This window comes from Rhodococcus sp. C-2 (assembly GCF_027854095.1).
GTDB lineage: Bacteria > Actinomycetota > Actinomycetes > Mycobacteriales > Mycobacteriaceae > Rhodococcus_F > Rhodococcus_F qingshengii.
In genome coordinates this window covers 269,285-289,614 of the sequence record NZ_JAQGFI010000003.1, presented here as the reverse complement: position 1 = coordinate 289,614, position 20,330 = coordinate 269,285, and the positions used below count along the sequence as shown (strand labels likewise).

Below are 20,330 nucleotides of genomic sequence, written 5' to 3'. Positions count from 1 at the left end.
GAGTTCATCCTTTCGGATGATTCTCGCCCAGGTGGGCCACTCATAGAGTGCTACTACCTGGCGAGCCACACGCGGTGGACTCGTCGAGATGTACGGAGGTAGGTCCACGTGAGCAAAACACTCATCCGATCGTCGAAGGTCCTGACATTCGACGATGCGAACCCTGTCGTGGAAGCGGTACTCGTGGACAATGGCGTGATCCTCGACTTGGGCAGATTCTCCGACCTGGTCGAGTCCGCCGGCCCGAACACCCAGATCATGGAAGCCGGCGAAGCGGTCGTCATGCCAGGACTCATCGACACGCACCCACACGTCATGCACTTCGGCGCACTACGAGGCGGCCTTGTCGATCTGAGCGATGCCGTCGATCATGCCGATATCGTCGAACGAATCCGTGCTCGCGCAGTGGTCACAGCGCCCGGTGAGTGGATCATCTGCACGCCCGTCGGTGAAGCTCACTACTTCATCCGCAGATCGTGGCGCGACCTTGCCGAGCGACGGTTGCCCGACCGTCACGCCCTCGACCAGGCAACAACCGACCACCCGGTGCTCATCCAGGCGTGGGCACCACGTACCCCGAATATCGTGGCGTTCAACAGCGCCGGCCTACGTACTGTCGGTCTGTCGGACTTCATTCCCGATCGCGTGTGTGATGTGGAGATCGACAAGGACGAAGCAGGACGTTTGACGGGAATACTTCGCGGGCCGGTGAACAACTACTACACCTACGACCCGTTCTGGGGGCAGATCCTTCTCAAGCTCCCACCACTCGATCCCGATCACGCAGTCCCCGGAGTACTCGACGAAATGGCTCGCTTCTCCGCTCGCGGCGTCACCACTTTGTACGAGGGACACGCTATGGAACCAATCCACATACAGATGTATCAACATCTCCGTGCGGCTGACTTGCTCACCATCCGGGTCCAGGCGACTCACGATGTGGAGTCGGTCATCTTCTACCCCTTCGAACCGTTGTCGTCGCACGAGTTCGACGATCGATTGAAATCGCTTGCGCCACAGTCATCCGATACTGCCGACGACATGTTTCGAATCGACGGTATGACCATCAGCCCTGGGGGGCCCTGTTTTGCAGGGCATTTCGCCATGCACGAAAGCTATACCGACCCTTTCGGCAGACCCACCAAGGGGAATCGCTTCGTCTCACTGGAGAAAGAAGAATCGTACGTCCGATTCTGCGCGGAGAACGGCATCCGGGCAAACATCTGTATCGGTTCCTACCGTGAGCATGACGACTTTCTCGAAATCGCCGAGCGTGTCGTCACCGAACACGATTTTCGAGACAAGGCGTGGATTCTGCAGCATGCGATCACTATCAGCCCGGACCACGTTCGCCGTTACAAAGCACTCGGGTTCCAGATCACCACTTCTGTCGGGTTCGCATGGGGCAAGGGTGCTGTGTACGAAGAGCGAATCGGCCGACACGTCTGGCGTGACATGGTCCCCTTGAGACGCCTACTCGACGCAGGCCTCGACGTCTCCGGCGGGTCTGACTGGGGACCGAAGAATCCCTGGGAACAGATTGCACTTGCGCAGACGCACGAGATTGCCGGCACCGATCTGAGAAACGACGGTCCAGACCAGGTCATCAGTCGCCAGGAATCTCTCGCCATGTGGACAACAAGCGCTGCGAAGATCCTCGGATGGGACGGAATCGGATCCATCAGCCCCGGCAATCACGCGGACCTCATCTTCGTCGACCGCGACCCGTCGACCTGCGATCTCGATGACTTGAAGAACACCCGAGTACATCGAACCATGCTGGGCGGAAACATAGTTCACGACGACGCCGTCCTCCCTGCTGCCGAGAGGGTTCTTCGATGAAGCCGAACGAGTACATCGAACATGACGCTACGGGCCTCGCCGAACTGATTCGCGACAAGCGGGTATCCGTCGACGAAGTTCACGAGGCAGCACGCACCGCGGTCGAAGCCGTCAATCCGACGCTGAACGCCGTGGTCGACGGCCCGTGGGATCGCGCTCTCGATTACAACGAACAGGGACTGTTTGCGGGGGTTCCCTTTGCACTCAAGGATTTTGCCGTACACGCGGCTGGAGTCCCGACCCGGTTCGGAAGTCGGCTTGCGGGCGAAGGGGCAATCTTTCCCCACGACACCGAACTCATGACACGATTCCGGGCCGCAGGATTGGCTGCTGTGGCAGTGACCGCCACACCGGAATTCGCATTCAACGGAAACACCGAACCCGTTGCTCAAGGCTCGACGCGCAATCCGTGGGACACCAAACGCAGCGCCGGTGGATCGAGTGGCGGATCAGCAGCATTGGTCGCAGCGCGAGCCCTTCCCATCGCTCACGCTACCGACGGTGGAGGGTCGATCCGAATTCCTGCGTCCACCAACGGGTTGGTGGGCCTGAAACCGAGCCGAGGCCGTGTACCAGTAGGCCCTGACTCGAGCGAGCCACTCTCAGGGCTGGGGGCTGAGTTGGGGCTCACCCGATCGGTGCGTGACTGCGCGGCGTTACTCGATGCCGTGAGCGGGCCGGCCCCCGGAGACAAGTACGTGATCCGTGATCCCGCGCGGCCATACACCGACGAACTCAACCGCTCACCGGGGCGTTTACGCATTGCGATCCACACTCAGTCGTGGTCCGGAGACCCGGTGGACATCGAGGTCGCGAGTGCCGTGTCCGCTGTCGGCACGGTCCTCGAGGGACTCGGCCATCACGTCACACCCGACACGCCGGCCTTCGACTGGGATCAGTTCGTCGAAGCCAACCTGCCGGTCTGGAGTGTCTCTCTTGCCGAAGGCGTCGACGCGCTTGCCGGAGCCTTCGGCGTGACCCCCGGACCCGAAAATCTCGAGGCGACAACCTTGGCCTGCGCGGAGTACGGGCGCCGAGTCACGGCCATTCAGCTCGCCGGAGCGCTCAATGTCTTCAACCAGGTATCCCGTACGGTCGGAACCTTCTTCACGAATTACGATCTGCTGCTCACCCCGACACTCGGTGAGCCACCCCAATTATTGGGCAAACTCGATTCCAATGACGCATCACTCTCCCCGATCGAATGGACTCGCAAGTTGTTCGGCATCTGTTCGTTCACTCCACTTTTCAATGCGACGGGCGGACCCGCAATCAGCCTGCCGCTCGGTTCCACGCGCTCGGGGTTGCCTATCGGTGTTCAACTGGCCGCACCCATGTGTGAGGAGGGCTCCCTGATAGCGGTTGCATCTCAATTGGAGAAGTTGTTGCCGTGGGCGCACCGCATACCGGAAGTGAACGCCGGTGAATGCTGACACGGCCGCAACTCCGATCGCACCCTATACAGCGATTGGTCTCTCGACAGTGGTGCGCAACATCGAACGCCGATCACACATAATCGCGAACCTCGACGTAGTGGAGGAAGCGATTCACGCTGCGGTGTCAACGGTTTCGATCAACATTCCTGTCAAACTGATTGCATTGGCAGAAGGCGCCTTGACCGGATTCGGGGACGAAGTCTTCGACATACCTCATGTGAAGGCCGCGCGCGAGATGTTCATCGACATCCCCGGCCCCGAGACAGACCGACTCGGCGGACTTGCCAAGCAATACGGGGTTTACATCATCGCTCAATGCAAGGCGCGGTGGCCCGAAGTCATGGCCGATCGCTTCTTCAACTCCATGGTGGTGATCTCCCCGACGGGCGAGGTGGTACATCGCGCCACGAAGAATCACGTGTGGTGCCGTGAACGTTCCTGCACGCCGCATGATGTCTACGACCGCTGGACAGAACTGTTCGGCGACGGCATCGACGCATTTTATCCCGTCCTGCATACCTCGGACATCGGTTCGATCGGTACGATCTGCTGCAGCGACGGAGAGTATCCGGAAGCAGTACGCGCCTTGGCTTTTCAAGGTGCCGAGGTCGTGTATCGTCCGAGCGAGGCGGTTCCGATGACGCAATCAGGACCTGACCCAGGGGGAACGTGGCTACTCCAGAACCGTGCGCACGCGCATTTCAACAGCCTGTACATGATCTGCCCGAACACCGGACCGGTATATTCGACTCAGTCGGCGACACAGTCATTCGACATTGCCGGAGGAAATTCACATGTCGTGGATTACAACGGAGCGGTACTCGGCCACACCGTCTCCGGGCACAATTCGTTCGTGTCGGGTGTGATCGACATCGAAGCATTGCGCCAGTTCCGCGTCTTGAACCTGAACTCAAATTGGCTCAAAGACCTCCGTACCGAACTCTTCAGCCGTATGTACGACGAACCCATTCATCCTGCAAACCTATGGCTCGAGAGTGATCCCGTTCTCCATGCCGAAGCCGACGAGATTTACCGGGCCAACATCGCCCGACTGCTCACCCGCGGGGCATACCGGAAGCCCGCATACGACTGCCGCAGCGCCCACATCACACCACGTTGAAGCGCTGCAGACCGGGCTGGAGGGTGGAGAAATTTCACCGGTTGGACGTTTGTCCAACAATTTGTCCGATTCGCATATTTCGCGGCGCGCTCTGTGTTCTACTCCTCTCCAGGGTTTGAGCTGGTGGTGAGCAAACGACAAAGATGTATTCGCTTCTCTGTCAGCTCGAGGCCGGTTCCCGGACCCGGCTTCAAGCCGAGAGCTCGATTTTTTCGAGCGCTACTCAAGGAGAATGTGAATGGTGTCGACGTTGATGCGCCGAGGAGTGGGGGTGGCTGCGTCCTTGACCGGATGCGTTGCCCTGGTCGTCGGCGGAGCGGGAGTGTCATCCGCCGCTGATGTGAACCTTCCGTTCACGGCGTCGTGTCACGGGTGGCAGTTCCCCGGCCCGATCACACACAACGAGACACGCGATTCCGGCGTCACGATCAGTGCCCCGACCGTGGTTCCGCCGAACTCCACCTTCACCTACCGCCTTGCCCCCAAGCCGATGACGGTCCCCAAAGACGGCTACGACCTCAGGTCGGTCGTGAACTGGACGCGTCTCAAGTTCGATTTCGACATTCCTGCGGGCACCACCTTCGTGGGAGCGCAGATCGTGGCCGGGACCAGCTCGAATCTGGGTGGGGTCGCTCCCTCGGTCACTCGTGTGAACGATGCCGGTTCACCCGATCCGAATGGGACGCATCTTCGTATCTCGGGCAACAACATCACCGCGGGCAACGGACCGAATACCGACGACAACGGCGGCGGCGGAATCGAAGTCGGTGGAGGAAAGACGTTCCAGCTCCCGGCAGTCGACGTCACCGTCACGTCCGGGGCCGTCGGCACCCAGATCAAGCCCATGCTCCGCGTTTCCGATACCAACTCGGGTTCCTATGACAGTGCCGCCAACTACCTGACCTTCCTGCAACAAGAGACCCTGCTCGGCGGCGTGAAGTACTGGCTGACCACCAATTGCTCACCACGCGACAACCGTTCGGCCGGATTGAACGCTGGCGGCCAGCCACTCGCCGTGATCAATGTCGACTCCAGCCTCGCCCAGACACAGACGCGAATCGACGCACCCGGTAAGGCTGTCGTCGGCGACTCCGTCGAGTTGACGGCAACGGTCACTCCTTGGCCGTCGGGAGGAACGGTGCAGTTCCGTGACGGAGGGGTCGATCTCGGCGCTCCGGTGGCCGTCGTCAACGGCGTCGCGAAGGCCAACCGCACGATGACAACAGCAGGCGACCACAACATCACGGCGTACTACACGGGATCTGCAGGCTTCATGGAATCGATGTCGGGTGCCGTGACGATCAACGTCGTCGAACCGTCCGAGCCCGAGCCTGGCACCGGTAGCCTCGGCAGCCTTGGTACCCCCGGATTCGGGTCGTGAAAACTGTGAGCAGAAACCAGGATTCGTCGATGAACTCGAAACTGTTACGCAGCTCTGCGATTGCAACCGTCTCGGTACTGGCCGGCAGCTTGTTCTCCATCGTCGGCGGCGGAATCGCCTCTGCTGCCCCCGAGACCAAGAGCGTGGCCTTCACAACTGCATGCCATGTGCGCGAGATGGACGGTGTGGCAAGCCCGATCACGTTCAACGAGACGCTCGGCTCGGGGGTCACCATCACCGCGCCGACCACCGCGGCACCGGGTGAGACCGTCACCTACCGCGTGCAGCCGAACGAGATGAAAGCAAACAGCGGCGGCCATGCCAGCCGTGGAGTCGTACATTGGGCCCGAATCAAGTACGACTTCGACATCCCGTCGGGCGTCGAATTCGTGAGTTCCCAGCTTGTGGCGGACAGTGCGTACGGCCTCGGATCCGACAGTGCCACTCCAACAGTCACACGGATCGACGACGGCGGTAATCCATCGGCATCCGGAACGCACCTGCGTATCTCCGGATCGAATCGGACCACCGGAAACGGTCCGTCCTCCGCGGTTCGATCGAGTGACGGCATCATCGTCGGCGCCAACACCAAGTTCCGACTCCCCGCAGTCGACGTCACGGTCAAAGCCGGCGCGGCCGGTAGCGAGATCAAGCCTTCGCTGAGGGTTTCCGATCCCGGCTCCGCCAACTACGACGACGACCGCAATGCGCTCACCTTCGTCCAGCGCGAAAAGGACGTCTTCGGAGCCAACTACTGGGAGCGCTACAACTGCTCCCCGAGGGACAACCGGAACTCCGGCCTCAACGCCGGCGGGCAGGCTCTGACGACGATCTACGTCAGCCAACCGACAACGACCACGATCCAGATGCCCGGCTCGATCCAAGCCAGCACTCCGACAGAGCTTGTCGCGAAGGTGGATCCGGCTCCGGTCACTGGAAACGTTCAGTTCAGGGTGGACGGCGCTGACGTCGGTACACCTGTCACGCCCGGTGCCGACGGCACTGCCCGGCTACCGCATACCTTCTTCACCGCCGGAACCGCGCGGGTCTCCGCAACATTCCAGGGAGTCAACGGATTCCAGAGTTCCAACTCGACAGAGGCGATGGTCACGGTGACTGCCGCCCCTGTCGTCAAGCAGACCGACACTGCCGTGAACGTTCCTACCGATGCAAAGACGGGCGTATCGGTGTCGCTGAGGGCGCAGGTCACGCCGACACCCACCGGCGGCACTCTCCAGTTCAAGGACGGCGCTGCTGATATCGGTGCTCCGATCCCAGTGGGCGCTGACGGCAAGGCCACTCTCGAACATGCTTTCACCTCGGCAGGATCTCACGCAGTGTCGGCCTACTACTCCGGCGCAACAGGTTTCATGCCGTCGATGGCATCGGCCCAAACGGTCACCGTGTCCGATCCCGCGCCGTCCGATGTCACCACCTCGACCTCACTGGCAGCTCCCGCGACGGCCAAGCAGAATGTCGCGGCAGAACTTTCCGCGACGGTCGCTCCCAATCCGGGCGGAGGCTCGGTTCAGTTCTTCGACGGTGACCAACCCATCGGACAGCCCGTTGTCGTCGGAGTTGATGGTGTGGCGCGACTGACCCACGCTTTCGCATCGACTGGTGATCATCGGATCACGGCGTCTTTCGCGGGGCGAAGTGGATTCACACAGTCCGCGTCCGACGAATCCGTCGTCAAGGTCTCTGCTGCGCCTGACGATGGCGGAAACGGCGGCTCGGGCAGCCTCGGTTCACTGAGCGGTCTCTTCGGTTCCTGATCGTATTTCGCTCGACACTGTTGCCGCTGCACCGATTCGGAGCAGCGGCAACAGCATGTCACGGCTGTAGTCATAGCACTGATTGATTTATCGATGGAGCACAGGTGACCAGGAATTCTCTTTCTCGACGGTCCTTTCTCGCCGCCGGGGTCGGTGCGACTGCAGTCGCCGCCGCTTCCCTTCTGCCACCGTCCCTTCAGCGCGCACTGGCAACGCCCGCAAACTCCGGTGGGCTCGATTCGATCGAGCATGTTGTCCTTGTCATGCAGGAGAACCGATCTTTCGACCACTACTACGGCGCACTGAGGGGTGTTCGCGGGTTCGGGGATCCGAATGCGTTGCGTCTACGCAGCGGCCACAGCGTCTTCGAACAACCCGGGCCTACCGGTCCTGTGCTCCCCTTCCCCATCCGCGACTCCGCTGCGGCACAACGCATGGACACCCAGAACGTCACCGGGCTGGATCACAGCTGGGCGGGCGGACATGCCGCACTCGCCGACGGCTGGCACGACGGCTGGGTAGCAGCAAAGACCGGCACGACGATGGCCTACTACGACCGGCAAGACATCCCATTCCATTACGAACTGGCGGACGCGTTCACGATCTGCGATGCCTACCACTGCTCCGTGCCGACCTCGACGAGCCCGAACCGGAACTACTGGGTCTCGGGATACACCGGATACGAGCCACTTTCGCCCAATCCAACCGAGTCGATCCTGCCCTCGGATCCACCCGGCCCCGAGGGAAGAGCTGTCACCAACGCGGCCTACAACCCCTGGCACGCCGGCTACGGATGGAAGACGGTCCCCGAGCGGTTGCAGTCCGCCGGCATTTCCTGGAAGACCTACCAGGAGTGGGACAATTTCGGAGACAACAACCTCGAATACTTCACTGCCTTCAAGAAAGTGGCGGCAGGACTGCTTGGCCGACCGAGCCTGCTCCCTTTCGAACTGCAGACCTTGGCCGGGTTCTATCTCGCCCTGCCCTCGATGCCGGCACCGGTCCAGGATGCAGCGGTACTGGCCCTCGAGGATGCCGCAGACCAACTGTCGCCTGCTGATCGCCAACTCTACGATCGCGCGCTGTACCGATCCCGGCCCGGCACACTGGCCGCCGAGTTCAGGAAAGACGTCGAGTCGGGTCGACTGCCGCAAGTCAGCTATCTCGTTCCGTCCGAAATGGATTCGGAGCATCCGTCGGGATCGTCACCCGCGGCGAGCGCAACACTGCTCTACCAAGTTCTCGACGCCGTCGCCTCCGATCCGGATCTGTGGGCCAAGACGGCCGTGATCGTCAACTTCGACGAGAACGACGGTTACTTCGACCATGTACCGCCGCCCCGACCGCCGCACTCGATCGAAACCGAATGGGTCGGCAATCAGCCGCTCGGTCTCGGCCCGCGGGTGCCGATGACGATCATCTCGCCGTGGACTGTCGGCGGTTTCGTTTGTTCCCAGGTTTTCGACCACACGTCCGTCACACAATTTCTGGAGAAGCGGTTCGGAATCACGCAACCGGAAATCGACCCGTGGCGACGCACGGTGAGTGGTGACCTGACGTCGGCGTTCGACTTCGCCAACCCGCGTAGCCGACCGACCGTGTCCCGTCCGCAACCCACCCCACCACTGGAACCGCGCTGGACGCCAACCCCACCCGCCGAACAGAGAATGCCCCTGCAGGAGAGCGGTACTCGACCAGCGCGGGCACTTCCCTATCAGCCCGACGCTCACATGAGCGTAAACCCTGGCGCCGGCTCGTTGACGCTCCATCTGGCCAATACCGGTGCCGCATCCGCACACCTGGCCTTGTACCCGTATGCGCGAGAGTTCGACGAGCCGCGACATTACGACGTCGAGGGCGAGATCGACGACACCGTTCCGCTCAACGAACGCGTCTACAACCTGACCCTGTTGGGTCCCAACGGGTTCAGACGAGAGTTCGGCGGAGCGACCGACAGCGCGGCGGCCGCGCTCGACGTCTCCACCACCGTCGACGCAGGGTCGCGCACTCTCATGCTGTCCGCGACAAATTCCGAAAGTCGTGCACTGTCTGTCAATGTGGACGGGGACCGACGAAAACTCGCTGCCGGGGCACGCGGTCAGTGGACGGTGACGTCGGTGGACGGTTGGTATCGGGCCACCGTGACAGTCGACGAAGATCCTGAATTCAAGCGCGTACTCGTCGGACACATCGAAAACGGGCGGACCAGTGTCAGCCAACCGACGTGAATCAACACCCAGCGATCGAGTCCAGACCCGAATTTCCAGTGGAACAAGTCAATCCATCCACACTTTTTGTAGGAGGCTATCCGTGCGTCGCATCCCGCTCTCGGCACTGATCATCGCAGGCTCGCTGGTTCTGGGCAGCGGCATCGCCGCTGCCGAAGGTAGCCTGCCCATGCCCGGCAGTGCCGGTGGCACGGACGTGCCGCCGTCATATCTGACCGACGACGCCGGCCGCTCTCTGATCCTGCGAGGGTTCAACACGGCGTCGAGCGCAAAAAGCGCTCCGGACGGCATGCCGAAGTTCACCGAAGCCGACCTCGAGCGCGAACACGCGGACATGGGAACAAATTTCGTGCGGTTCCTGATCTCCTGGCGATCGGTGGAACCCGAACCGGGACAGTACGACCAGGAATATCTCGACCGCGTCGAAGACCGGATCAGCTGGTACGCCGACCGCGGCTACAAGGTCATGCTCGACATGCATCAGGACGTCTACTCCGGCGCGATCACTCCCGAGGGCAACAGTGGAAACGGCGCCGGCAACATCGGCAACGGCGCACCGGCCTGGGCGACCTACATGGACGGCCTTCCGGTCAGCCCTCAAGACCGGTGGGAGCTGTACTACATCCAACCCGGTGTGATGCGTGCATTCGACAACTTCTGGAACACCACGGGCCAACACCCCGAACTGGTCGAGCACTACGCGAATGCCTGGCGGGCGGTGGCCGAGCGCTTCGCAGGCAATGACACCGTCGTGGCCTACGACCTGATGAACGAGCCGTGGGGCGGTTCCCTGCAGGGCCCCGCATTCGAAGGTGGACCACTCGCCGCCCTGTATCAGCGAACCACCAACGCCATCAGGGAAGTTGATCAGGACAGCTGGGTATGTGTGGCTCCGCAGGCGGTCGGCGTCAACCAAGGTGTTCCCAGCGGGCTCACCAAGATCAACGATCCACGAGCCGGCGAGCAGCGCATCGCCTACTGCCCGCACCTGTATCCGCTGCCCCTCGACCTCGGTGACGGATACTCGGGCCTCTCACGCACTCTCACCGACGCGACCATCGACACCTGGCGCGACAGCGTCGAACACATTGCGGGCAACGTACTCGGCGGCGCTCCGATCATTCTCGGCGAATTCGGGCTCGACACAACACTGCCCGGCGCAGGCGACTACATCGACCGCGTCTACACGACCGCCCGAGAACTCGGCGCGGGCGTGTCCTACTGGTCGAGCGATCCCGGGCCCTGGGGTCCGTATCTCCCCGACGGAACACAGACGATCCTCGCCGACACCCTGAACAAGCCGTATCCCCGCGCTGTCGCGGGGATCCCCACCGAATGGTCCTCGACCGTTGACCGTCTCCAGCTGACGTTCGCCCCGGACCCCGCGGTGACGGCACCGACCGAGATCTATCTACCTGAGAGCGGCTTTCCCGGCGGCGTCGACGTCGCGGGTGCCGACATAGTGAACTGGGATCCCCAAAGCCGCCTCCTCACAGTGGAAACCGCGGACGACACGGGTCCCGTCACAGTCACGGTCACTCCGGCGGCCTGATCTCGAGAGTCGAAGTTCCTGGATATCCGTCCCGTTCTTTCGCAACGTACACACGACGGGTGATCAGCCGACGGAAGGCGAGTATGTCCACGGAGAAGATGTCTGTCCAAGATCGTGTTGCGCGGGTGGTTCTCGATGTCGTCGGCGCCTTACCGACCGGCGCGCAGCGCATTCTCGGTGGCAAGCCGAAGGAGATCGACGGGCAGACTCTGCACCCGGAGATCCAGCTTGCGCTGCGATTGCTCTCGGCAGTGGAAGGTACGAGCTTCGAGAATCTTCCGGTCGAAGAGGGACGCGCTCAGATCGACGCCGAATCACGGCTGTTCGGCGGTACAGCGATCGACATCGAGACGGTTCGTGACCTCGAGATCCCGTGCGGGGATCACGCAATTCCCGCACGGCTGTATCGCCCGGCCGGAGTCTCCACGCCCGCTCCACTTTTGGTGTACTTCCACGGCGGCGGGTTCGTCCTCGGCAGCCTCGAAAGCGGCGACAGTGTGTGCCGCTTCCTGGCCCGACACGGCGAGGTCAGTGTGTTGTCGGTGGACTACCGGTTAGCACCGGAGTTCCCGTTCCCCGCCGGGGTCGATGACGCCGTCGCCGCATTCCGGTACTGCGTCGAGCATGCCACAGATCTGGGCGCAGATCCGAAATCCATTGCGGTAGGCGGAGACAGCGCGGGTGGGAACTTGGCTGCCGTCGTCGCGCAGTCCACGACCGAAGACGACGTCAAACCAGTATTCCAACTGCTCTTCTTCCCCTGGGTGGACCTTTCGTCGAAGCGCCCTTCGCACAAGATGTTCGGCACCGACTTCTTTCTCACCGACGCCCAACTCGACTGGTATGCAGCCCATTACCTGTCGGGCGGCGCTTCGGCTCTCGACCCGCGAGTCTCACCGCTGCTCACTCCGGACCTGGCCGGCCTACCGCCCGCGTACGTTGCCGTCGCCGGTTTCGACCCACTACGCGACGAGGGTGAGGAATACGCGGACCGGCTGCGAGAGGCCAGAGTCCCGGTTGCACTCAGGCGTCACAGTGGATTGATCCATGCCTTCGTCAACACCACCGGTGTCGGCCATACCGGTCAAGATGCGATGTTCGAGGCCTGCGGCGCTCTGCGGGTTGGACTTTCGGGCCCGCACTGAGGGCAGGGTCACGAAACGGGGAGTGCCAGATCCGCCCACTCGACCATCGCTTCGAGCACGGAGCGCAGTTCCATCCCCGTCGCGGTGAGTTCGTACTCCACTCGCGGCGGCACCTCGGCGTAGGCAGTCCGGGTCACCAGATCGAACTCCTCGAATCGCTTGAGCCTGGCGGAAAGTGTCCTGGGACTGATGCCGGGCAATGCGCGTCGTAGTTCCGTGAAGCGCATCGGGCCGTGCGTGAGCTCACGAACGATCAGCGTTGCCCACGGTCCGTCCAGAACCAGCAGAAAGCGCGCGACGCCGCACTCCGGAAGCACGTGACCTGATTCACTCATCGATTCCCCATTAGTTCACTTGAAGTAACTGGTTCCCAATCTGAACTATAGGCGTCATGACTTACACAGTGCATGGCGCCACCGGCGCACAGGGTTCTCCCGTTCTCGCGGGATTGGTCGCGGCTCTCGCCGGATCGACAGGTGCCGAAGTCCGAGCAATCACCCGCAACCCCGACCAGACGTTCGAGGGTGCGAACACCGTCGTCGCGGATAATGCGTCAGTCGACTCTCTCGCCGACGCTTATCGCGGGGTAGACGGGGTGTTCTTCCACCTGCCACTCGCCGGTGACACCGAGACGCTAGCCGGTTACGCCCACAACGTTCTGGCAGCAGCAAGAGTGACACGTCCTTCGCGGTTCGTGATCTCTACCAGCGGCACGGTGACCGGCGACGCTACTTCGCCGCTTGCCGGTCCCAACACACCCGTTCTCTCCGAGCTCGTCGACGGACTCCGCGCCGAAGGTATCGCGGTGACCGTCCTGACCCCGCGTTTGTTCCTCGAGAATCTTCTTCTGCCCACCGTGCTGTCGGGGGTGAAAGACGAAGGGGTCCTGCGTTACCCACTACGTGCCGATCTCGCGGTCGCATGGAGTTCACATCTCGACGTCGCTGATGCAGCCGTTGCGGCCCTGACTCTCGACGTAGCACCGGACGCGGTCGACATCGGACAGATTCCGGCGATCACCGGCATCGAACTCGCCGAGGCATTCGCCGAACACTTCTCGCGCACGGTAACTTTCGAAGCCGTGACGCCCGATGCCTTCGGTGCGTCGATTGCGCCGATCATCGGAGGGGGCGCAGCAGCCGGGGTTTCCCAGCTCTACACGGGACTCGAATCTGCCGACAGCGTCGCGTTCGACTCCGCGACGGGTTCTGCCGTTGCCTTGGGCATCGTCGCCCGCAGCACCCGGGCCTGGCTGGTAGATCTCGGAGTGAACTGACCGGAGCAACGCAATCGGCCGGCTCCGCGAAGTATCGCGTGGAGCCGGCCGATTTCCGGGGTTACCGGTGCGTGCGGGTCTTCAACTGGCGGTTCAGCTGCCGACTCCCGAAGTCCAGACCGGCACCGTCACTGGTGGCCAGCACGGTGAGTCCAGCGGCGACCAGCAACGAAATAAGCACAACGCTCATGGTGAGTCACCTTTCTTCCTGTCGTGAAACGGTTTTGCGCCTCCGGGAAATGTCGACATATCCGGCACCCCACTTCAGCTGACCTCAAAGTATCTGTAACTATGGGTTACGCGCAATGTGTGGTCCCTCACCTGAAAGCGCAGGGTGATGCGCAGATCACGCTGCGTTCGACGGCGGACTTACCTGGCCAGAACCATATTCACGAACTCGTCGGCGAGCGCCTGAGCGTCCGCACCGCTGCCAGGAACCACATCGGGCGCACTGTGTACCAATTGCATCTGCCCCAGGTACATCGAATAGGCAAGTACGCCACGATGTTCCGCTTTCTGCCTGTCCATCCCCAGATCGACCAACAACGTCACGATGTAGGTAACTCGACGCTCGGTGACACGTCGAACCGCCGCCGAAACCAAAGGATGGCCGATCCCGGCAAGCAGTTCCAACTCCGCACGGCGACCGGCCAATCCGGTCGTGACCGAATCCACCAGACGACGCAACCTCACCTCCGCCGGTTCACCAGAGGACTCGACGGAGGAGATCAGTCTCTCGGTTGCCAAAACTTCCCACCGGCCGAGCGCAGCTTGCAGCAATTCGTCGCGGTTGGCGAAGTGCCAATAAAAGGAACCCTTGGTCGATCCGAGCGTTCGCGCCACCTTTTCCACTGCAACTGCATCAGGCCCATGGCTTGTCAGAGCCTGGAAAGCTGCATCGATCCACTGGTCGCGAGAGAGTCGGGCGCGGGCATTCGGCACCTCCGTACGGTACCGTATGGGTAAGTTCCATACGGCACCGTACGGAGGACGAAATGACACTCGCTTTCAAGGCAATGCCTGCACCGGACTGGGCAGAAGCCACCACGATCACCATCCCGTCTGTTCCGACCCATACATCCGAGGAGTGGGCGCAGGCAGTCTTCGACGTCAGGAATGTCCCCGCACCCGTCCTCGCGATGTTCTGGCTCAGGGAGCGGATAGTCGGACTGCTCGGCATCGCCAAGGGACGCCCCGACACCTTTGCCGTCGACAAGATCGCCGACGGCGAGGCCCTCATCGAAGCGGACGAGAAACACCTACGATTCGTCGCCTCGGTTCAGGCCGACAACGACGCCGGCCTCCTGCACGTCGTCACCGCCGTGGAGCTGAAGAACCGCGCGGGCCGAATCTACTTCGCACCCGTTCAGGTACTGCACGGCGTGATCACGCGGGCAATGATGACGTCCGCTCGAAAGAGACTGTGCACGTGATCAACCGTCCGGACCGCCCTTGAGTTCGAGGCTGATCTGATCGGCATCCAGCGCGGCAAGTGCCGATCCGAGCATCCGTGCGTCGAACACGCCATCGTCACGTGCGTCGAGCAGTGCCTGACGCTGCGCGTCGATCACGTCGAGGCGGATCCTCTTCTTCGACCGACCCTCTGGCGGAACGACACTCGCAGCAGCATCTTCGAGGAGGTCGAGCAACCTGCGATGCTCGTCTAGTTCGGATTCGGTGAGGTCCTGCGCTGCCGGACCGGTCGCCACTACGACGCGCTTCAACGTTCCTCCCTGAAGGATCAACGAGCCTGCTGCCACCAGGAACGCAACCAAGATCAGGAGCGATCGACTCGGGGTGTCTTCCGGCAGAGTCTGCGCTGCAGCCAGAGTGACCGCCCCGCGCATGCCGGCCCAGATGACGATCGTGCCTTCACGCCATCCCAACGGCGCAGCAAGGTAGTAGTCGATATCGGCAACCGTCCGCCGAACCCGAACCTTGAACCTTTCCATCTGATTCGCCGAAGGTGCCCGGCGCCTGCTGCGTCGTTCGTCTGGCGGGTAATCCTCGGGATTGTCGAGGCGATTCGCGATGTCGGAGAGTCTGGGTTTCATGCGTTCACGAAAATTCGCCCGCGCTTGGAGCGCTCGCAGGAGCGGGGCCACGTACAGAGCCCGCACCAAGATCGTGAGGAACAGTGCACCCGCCGCCACGAAGACCGCCGTGGATATGCCCTCGTGGTCGACCCGGACATCGTCGACTATCGACGAGAGTTCGAGGCCCATCACCAGGAAGATCGCACCTTCGAGGACCAATTCGACTGTGCGCCAGTTCTGGGAGTCGGACAACCGGTGTCGCGGTGACAGCTTCCGAGGAGCGTCGTAGCCGGTGACGAGCCCGGCCACGACGGCAGCAACCAACCCTGACGCACCCAACTCTTCGGCGGGGATCGCCGCCAGAAACGGCACCGTGAACGAGATGACCGTGTTGACCGTCGAATCGGTGACACGGGCGCGAACCATCAGGTTGACCTTGCCGACGACAACTCCGATGACCGCGGCCACGACGACGGCAAAAGCGAACTTGCCCAACACACTCCACAGCGACACCGATGCGGCGGCCCCGGCGATGGCAGTACGCAACAGGACCAGAGCGGTGGCGTCGTTGAGCAGGCTTTCGCCTTCGAGGATCGACACCACCCGCGGCGAGACCGGGAGTTTCTTGACGATGGACGTCGCGACGGCATCCGTCGGGCTCACGATCGCACCGAGTGCAATGCCCCACCAGATACCGAGTCCTGGTATCACCCAGGAGAAGAACACACCGAGAACAAGCGCACTCACGACCACGAGCAGAACGGAAAGCCCACCGATGGCACCGAACTCACGCCGAAACTCCATCGACGGCATCGAGACCGAGGCGGAGTACAGCAGTGGCGGAAGCACGCCTGCCAGAATCCATTCCGGGTCGATGTCCACTGCTGGGACAAATGGTAGGAGGCTGACAACGATCCCGGCCATCACCAGAATCAACGGTGCTGCGACTCCGATCCGCGCTCCGAGCGTCGAGGCCGCGACGATTCCGAGCAGTCCGAGCACCACGATGATCAGAGCATCCACTGCTTCCCCCTGTACCCCCGGATTTGTGTCTGGCTCTTTCTACACCTTTGCCGGAGACGGGGGCGAGACCTGCCAGGCAACGGCGATCAGAACAACCGTGAACGCCGATGCGGGCCACAGAGCGTGAAGACCGATCCACCGATGAACGAGCGCACCGACCACCGCGCCCGCGATCAACCCCGCGCACATCCCGAAGTGCTGCAGCCACGCCCACTTCGGGCCACCCAGAAAGGCTCCGGTCAGACGCTGGCCCATCTTGACCAGCGCACCGGTCATGTACGTGACACCGATCGTCACCTCGCCGTCGCGCTGGAACACCGAGTTGACGGCTCCCATCGCCAAGGCCATCGCCGAGATCGCGCCGGGGGTGACGTCGAGGCTGCTCATCACCGAACCGATGGACAGCAGCCCGGCTACAACCGCGAGCACCGTGACCTTGCGAGCCCGGACCGAATAGCGCTCCGTGAAGTGGGTGACGACGGTTCCCAGCGCGATTCCCAGGAGGAAGAGCACGATGATTCCGCCGGCAACTCTCGCGGTCGACCACACCCCGTCGGCAAATGCGACGCTCGCCTGCGTCATGTTGCCGCTCATGAACGAAACGAAAGGCCCACCGAGCGTGATGAATCCGAGCGCGTCGACGTAACCGGCCAACCCGGCGAGCGCTGTCGCCAGGCCGATCAGCGACCTGCTGTATCCCGTCACCCGACGAGCTCGGTTCAGCTCAGCTTGCTGGTGCGCAGCTCGTGGCCCTTGGACGTCTTGCAGCGGCCGGTCTCGAGATCCCACTGCCAGCCGTGCAGATCGCAGGTGAGGTTGGTGCCGTCGACAACACCGAACTTCGACAGGTCAGCCTTGAGGTGGGGGCAACGACGCTGAATCTCGTACCCGCCCAACTCGATAGACGCGCTGTCGTCGTGGGCCTCGGCGAACCAGCCGTCGGCGTACGCGATGCGCTCGTCGGTGAGGCACTTGAAGAACGTGTAGAGGAATTCGTTGTACCCACCGATGCGCCACGCCGTGAAGCGTGTCGACAGGAAGATGGTGTTGACCCAGTCGGGCTCGTCGTCGCGCAGAACGGTGCGAACCAGTTCGGGAGCGATGCGGAAGCCGTAGCGGTACTTGCCTTCTCCGTCGATGGGCTCACGAACGATCCGCTTCGGGAAGTCGAGGACGACCGTCTCCTCTCCCATCACGAGTCCGACGGGGTAGCCGATTCCGTCGCAGATCAGATCGGACTGAGCCATGATCGGCTCGAACTTGGCCTTGAGACCGTCGAGCAGCGGCTCGCCTTCGGCCGGAGCCCACGTGGCCTTCTGCGCGGCGATGACCGGTGCCATCTTCTGCGCCATCTTCTCGATGTACTCGGCCTTGTTGGAGAAGATCTTGTCGACGTCTGCGTCCGGGATGGGATGCGTCAGCGCGACCTTCTCGCTTCCGCGAAGTTCGACGGCCGAGCCGGGGATCATCAGCAGACCACGATCGTTGCCGTTGATGCGCATCTGCTCGAGGAACGTGATCTGGTCGGGGAAGATGTTTCCCTCGTCGCCGTGATCGTCGTTGAGGTAACGCAGGTCGTCGTCGAGGAAGACCGGCGGGCCGGCCGACGGGACAACCCAGGCAGCGTCGACCTGGGAGATGTAGTTGCGGCAGCGGTCCATGCCGCGCTGACGCTTCTGCTTGCCGAAGTTGCGCTTGGTGCCCTTCGGGATGTCGTAGACCATCGGGTACCAGATCGCGCCCGAGTACTGCAGCAGATGGATGTCGACCTTCCCGAAGGCGTCGGTCAGCGGGTCCAGGTCGACGGGCCTGGCGTCGTTCATGTTGAAACAGGTGGTTTCCCCGTCCGAGACGACGAGGCCCGAGTCACCGATCGGACCGTCCGCGGGAGCGCGCAGAGCGATGATCATGATGTCGAGATCGCCCTTGGGACCGCTGACGGTGTGCTTGACGGAGTCTTCCGTCTCGAAGAACTTGTGGAAGCCGAGCTTCTCGAGTTCACGCTTGAGGTCCGGCACCGGGTAATCGGGGAGCAGGACTGTGGCGTCCTTGTTGACGTGCGCGATCAGATTCTTCGGATCGAAGTGGTCCTTGTGCAGGTGCGAGACGTAGAGGTAGTCGCAGTTGCCCAGCGCGTCCCAGTCCAACTCTGTGTTGTCGGGGAACGGCACCCAGGACGCAAAATACGTCGGGGTCACCCATGGATCACACAGGATGGATCCGGCCTCGGTCTGGATGTGAAATCCTGCGTGGCCGACGCTGGTGATCTGCATTGCAACCTCCGAAATCGTACTGCTGGTCAACTCAGCATAGTCGGCGCGATCAGGGCCAAATCGCGATCGAGGAGGCGGCCGGTTGTGACGTCATGCACGTCAGAGGTCGAAAGTGGGTTGTGAATCAGACCTGCCGGTGACGCGGACAACACTCTCTGTGCTGGCGTGTTCGCCGTATTTCTTGGCGTTCGCGGGAGCTGTTTCAGCATTCCCGAAGACAGCCCCTAAGGCTAACCTAACAAGCATGACTCGACTCCTTTCTCCCTCCACGACCGATCGCGACTACTGGGCGATCGTGGACAACCTGACGCGACGCGGTTTCTTCGGCGTCGGCGCGGGCGTCGCTGCGGCCGCGTTTCTCGCCGCCTGCGGCAGCACGGAAAGTTCGACGCCCGAGAACGCGGAGACCTTCGAGTTCACGCGCGGCGACGAGAAGCTGATCATTCCGACGGACCCGCAGAACGTCGTTGCCCTCGACCCCCGGGACGGCCTCGAATTGTCGATCCTCGCCGGATACCCGGTGACCGCCTACCCGACCGGCGCCGCAGAACACCTACGCCGTGAGGTCCCGGATGCCACGGGTGTCGAGATCTTCGCCGAAGGTGCTTCGGATCCCAACTTCGAATACATCTCGACTCTCGGCGCAGACCTTCTCGTCCTCAGCGCCGGCTGGTGGGACACCGGGTCGTACGGCAACAACCGGATGCAGCAGATCGCACCGGTCCTGCCCGTCGGCAAGGACTTCACCCCGGAGTGGCGGAAGGTCATGTCGGACTTCCTCACCGGCATCGGACGCAGCGATCGCGCCGAAGAAGTACTCGCCGAGTACGACGCCCATGTAGCTCAGGTCCGCCCGACCGTCGAACCGCTGATGGCCGGCAAGAAGGTTGCCTTCGTCGCCGCCGCGGAGGATCAGATCGCGTGGTTCCAGAACGATTTCCGCACCGCCGTCGCCGAGGACCTGGGATTCGAGGTGCTCCGTGAAGGCCCCGACCTTCGCGTGATGCTCGGATCGGAGCAGTTCAACCGTCTCGAAGAAGCCGACGTCATCTTCGCCTTGGATCGCAGCGCCTCCGGCAGCGTGTACACCTCGCCGACGTGGCAGCGTCTGCCCGCCGCGCAGGCTGGTCGAGTGATTCCCTTCGACTACTACAAGGCCGCGGGATACGCCTTGACCGCCAAGGTTCTCGTCGACGACTTGGCGGCCGGGGTCAAGCGGTAGAACCCGACCTTCGTCAACCCG

At 62.3% G+C, this 20,330-nt stretch carries 17 protein-coding genes; 11 read left to right on the top strand and 6 right to left on the bottom strand.

Annotated features, from left to right (window positions below):
* The first annotated feature begins 108 nt into the window (after window positions 1-108).
* From PCS43_RS07915 to PCS43_RS07880, 8 genes are all read left to right on the top strand, one after another.
* Window positions 109-1,842: an amidohydrolase gene (locus PCS43_RS07915; protein WP_209910370.1), complete on the top strand. Its 1,734-nt coding sequence runs from the start codon at window positions 109-111 to the stop codon at window positions 1,840-1,842.
* Window positions 1,839-3,275, top strand: coding sequence for an amidase (locus tag PCS43_RS07910; RefSeq protein WP_209910374.1), 1,437 nt, complete (start codon window positions 1,839-1,841; stop codon window positions 3,273-3,275). Before PCS43_RS07915 ends, PCS43_RS07910 begins: the two co-directional genes overlap by 4 nt.
* Window positions 3,265-4,398, top strand: a complete 1,134-nt coding sequence (locus PCS43_RS07905) for a nitrilase-related carbon-nitrogen hydrolase (RefSeq protein ID WP_209910377.1) — start codon at window positions 3,265-3,267, stop codon at window positions 4,396-4,398. The genes PCS43_RS07910 and PCS43_RS07905 overlap by 11 nt, the downstream gene beginning before the upstream one ends.
* A 238-nt stretch (window positions 4,399-4,636) precedes the next feature.
* Window positions 4,637-5,779: an Ig-like domain-containing protein gene (locus PCS43_RS07900; RefSeq protein WP_124567159.1), complete on the top strand. Its 1,143-nt coding sequence runs from the start codon at window positions 4,637-4,639 to the stop codon at window positions 5,777-5,779.
* A 29-nt stretch (window positions 5,780-5,808) separates the two neighbouring features.
* Window positions 5,809-7,554 carry an Ig-like domain-containing protein gene (locus PCS43_RS07895; protein WP_245361508.1) on the top strand — a complete coding sequence of 582 codons (1,746 nt, stop codon included), beginning with the start codon at window positions 5,809-5,811 and terminating at the stop codon, window positions 7,552-7,554.
* 104 nt (window positions 7,555-7,658) lie between these two features.
* The gene (locus PCS43_RS07890; protein WP_209910395.1) at window positions 7,659-9,782 is read left to right on the top strand and encodes a phosphocholine-specific phospholipase C; all 2,124 of its coding nucleotides are present in this window, start codon (window positions 7,659-7,661) and stop codon (window positions 9,780-9,782) included.
* 82 nt (window positions 9,783-9,864) lie between these two features.
* Window positions 9,865-11,334: a cellulase family glycosylhydrolase gene (locus PCS43_RS07885; protein ID WP_209910399.1), complete on the top strand. Its 1,470-nt coding sequence runs from the start codon at window positions 9,865-9,867 to the stop codon at window positions 11,332-11,334.
* 83 nt (window positions 11,335-11,417) lie between these two features.
* Window positions 11,418-12,479, top strand: coding sequence for an alpha/beta hydrolase (locus PCS43_RS07880; RefSeq protein ID WP_209910402.1), 1,062 nt, complete (start codon window positions 11,418-11,420; stop codon window positions 12,477-12,479).
* 8 nt (window positions 12,480-12,487) lie between these two features.
* Here the strand turns inward: PCS43_RS07880 and PCS43_RS07875 are convergent, their stop codons facing one another.
* Complete coding sequence (locus PCS43_RS07875) at window positions 12,488-12,814, bottom strand: winged helix-turn-helix transcriptional regulator (RefSeq protein WP_019745900.1); 327 nt, start codon at window positions 12,812-12,814, stop codon at window positions 12,488-12,490.
* Between the two features lie 56 nt (window positions 12,815-12,870).
* On the opposite strand from PCS43_RS07875, the gene PCS43_RS07870 reads away from it, so the two are divergent.
* A complete protein-coding gene (locus tag PCS43_RS07870; RefSeq protein WP_030536195.1) occupies window positions 12,871-13,755 on the top strand; it encodes an SDR family oxidoreductase in 885 nt (294 codons plus the stop codon).
* 61 nt (window positions 13,756-13,816) lie between these two features.
* On the opposite strand, the gene PCS43_RS07865 is transcribed toward PCS43_RS07870, so the two are convergent.
* On the bottom strand, window positions 13,817-13,945 hold the full coding sequence (locus PCS43_RS07865) for a hypothetical protein (protein ID WP_003943237.1): 129 nt from the start codon (window positions 13,943-13,945) through the stop codon (window positions 13,817-13,819).
* 179 nt (window positions 13,946-14,124) lie between these two features.
* Window positions 14,125-14,697: a TetR/AcrR family transcriptional regulator gene (locus PCS43_RS07860; RefSeq protein WP_039973149.1), complete on the bottom strand. Its 573-nt coding sequence runs from the start codon at window positions 14,695-14,697 to the stop codon at window positions 14,125-14,127.
* 53 nt (window positions 14,698-14,750) lie between these two features.
* Between PCS43_RS07860 and PCS43_RS07855 the strand changes: the two genes are divergently transcribed.
* Window positions 14,751-15,188, top strand: a complete 438-nt coding sequence (locus PCS43_RS07855; RefSeq protein WP_007730272.1) for a DUF2867 domain-containing protein — start codon at window positions 14,751-14,753, stop codon at window positions 15,186-15,188.
* On the opposite strand, the gene PCS43_RS07850 is transcribed toward PCS43_RS07855, so the two are convergent.
* The 3 genes from PCS43_RS07850 to PCS43_RS07840 are packed head-to-tail and all read right to left on the bottom strand — an operon-like array spanning window position 15,189 to window position 19,087.
* Window positions 15,189-16,814 carry a cation:proton antiporter gene (locus PCS43_RS07850; protein ID WP_003943093.1) on the bottom strand — a complete coding sequence of 542 codons (1,626 nt, stop codon included), beginning with the start codon at window positions 16,812-16,814 and terminating at the stop codon, window positions 15,189-15,191.
* Between the two features lie 39 nt (window positions 16,815-16,853).
* A complete protein-coding gene (locus PCS43_RS07845) occupies window positions 16,854-17,519 on the bottom strand; it encodes a YoaK family protein (RefSeq protein WP_003943143.1) in 666 nt (221 codons plus the stop codon).
* Between the two features lie 14 nt (window positions 17,520-17,533).
* Window positions 17,534-19,087 carry an MBL fold metallo-hydrolase gene (locus tag PCS43_RS07840; RefSeq protein WP_003942885.1) on the bottom strand — a complete coding sequence of 518 codons (1,554 nt, stop codon included), beginning with the start codon at window positions 19,085-19,087 and terminating at the stop codon, window positions 17,534-17,536.
* 244 nt (window positions 19,088-19,331) lie between these two features.
* On the opposite strand from PCS43_RS07840, the gene PCS43_RS07835 reads away from it, so the two are divergent.
* On the top strand, window positions 19,332-20,309 hold the full coding sequence (locus PCS43_RS07835) for an ABC transporter substrate-binding protein (protein WP_209910405.1): 978 nt from the start codon (window positions 19,332-19,334) through the stop codon (window positions 20,307-20,309).
* Window positions 20,310-20,330: the final 21 nt, after the last annotated feature.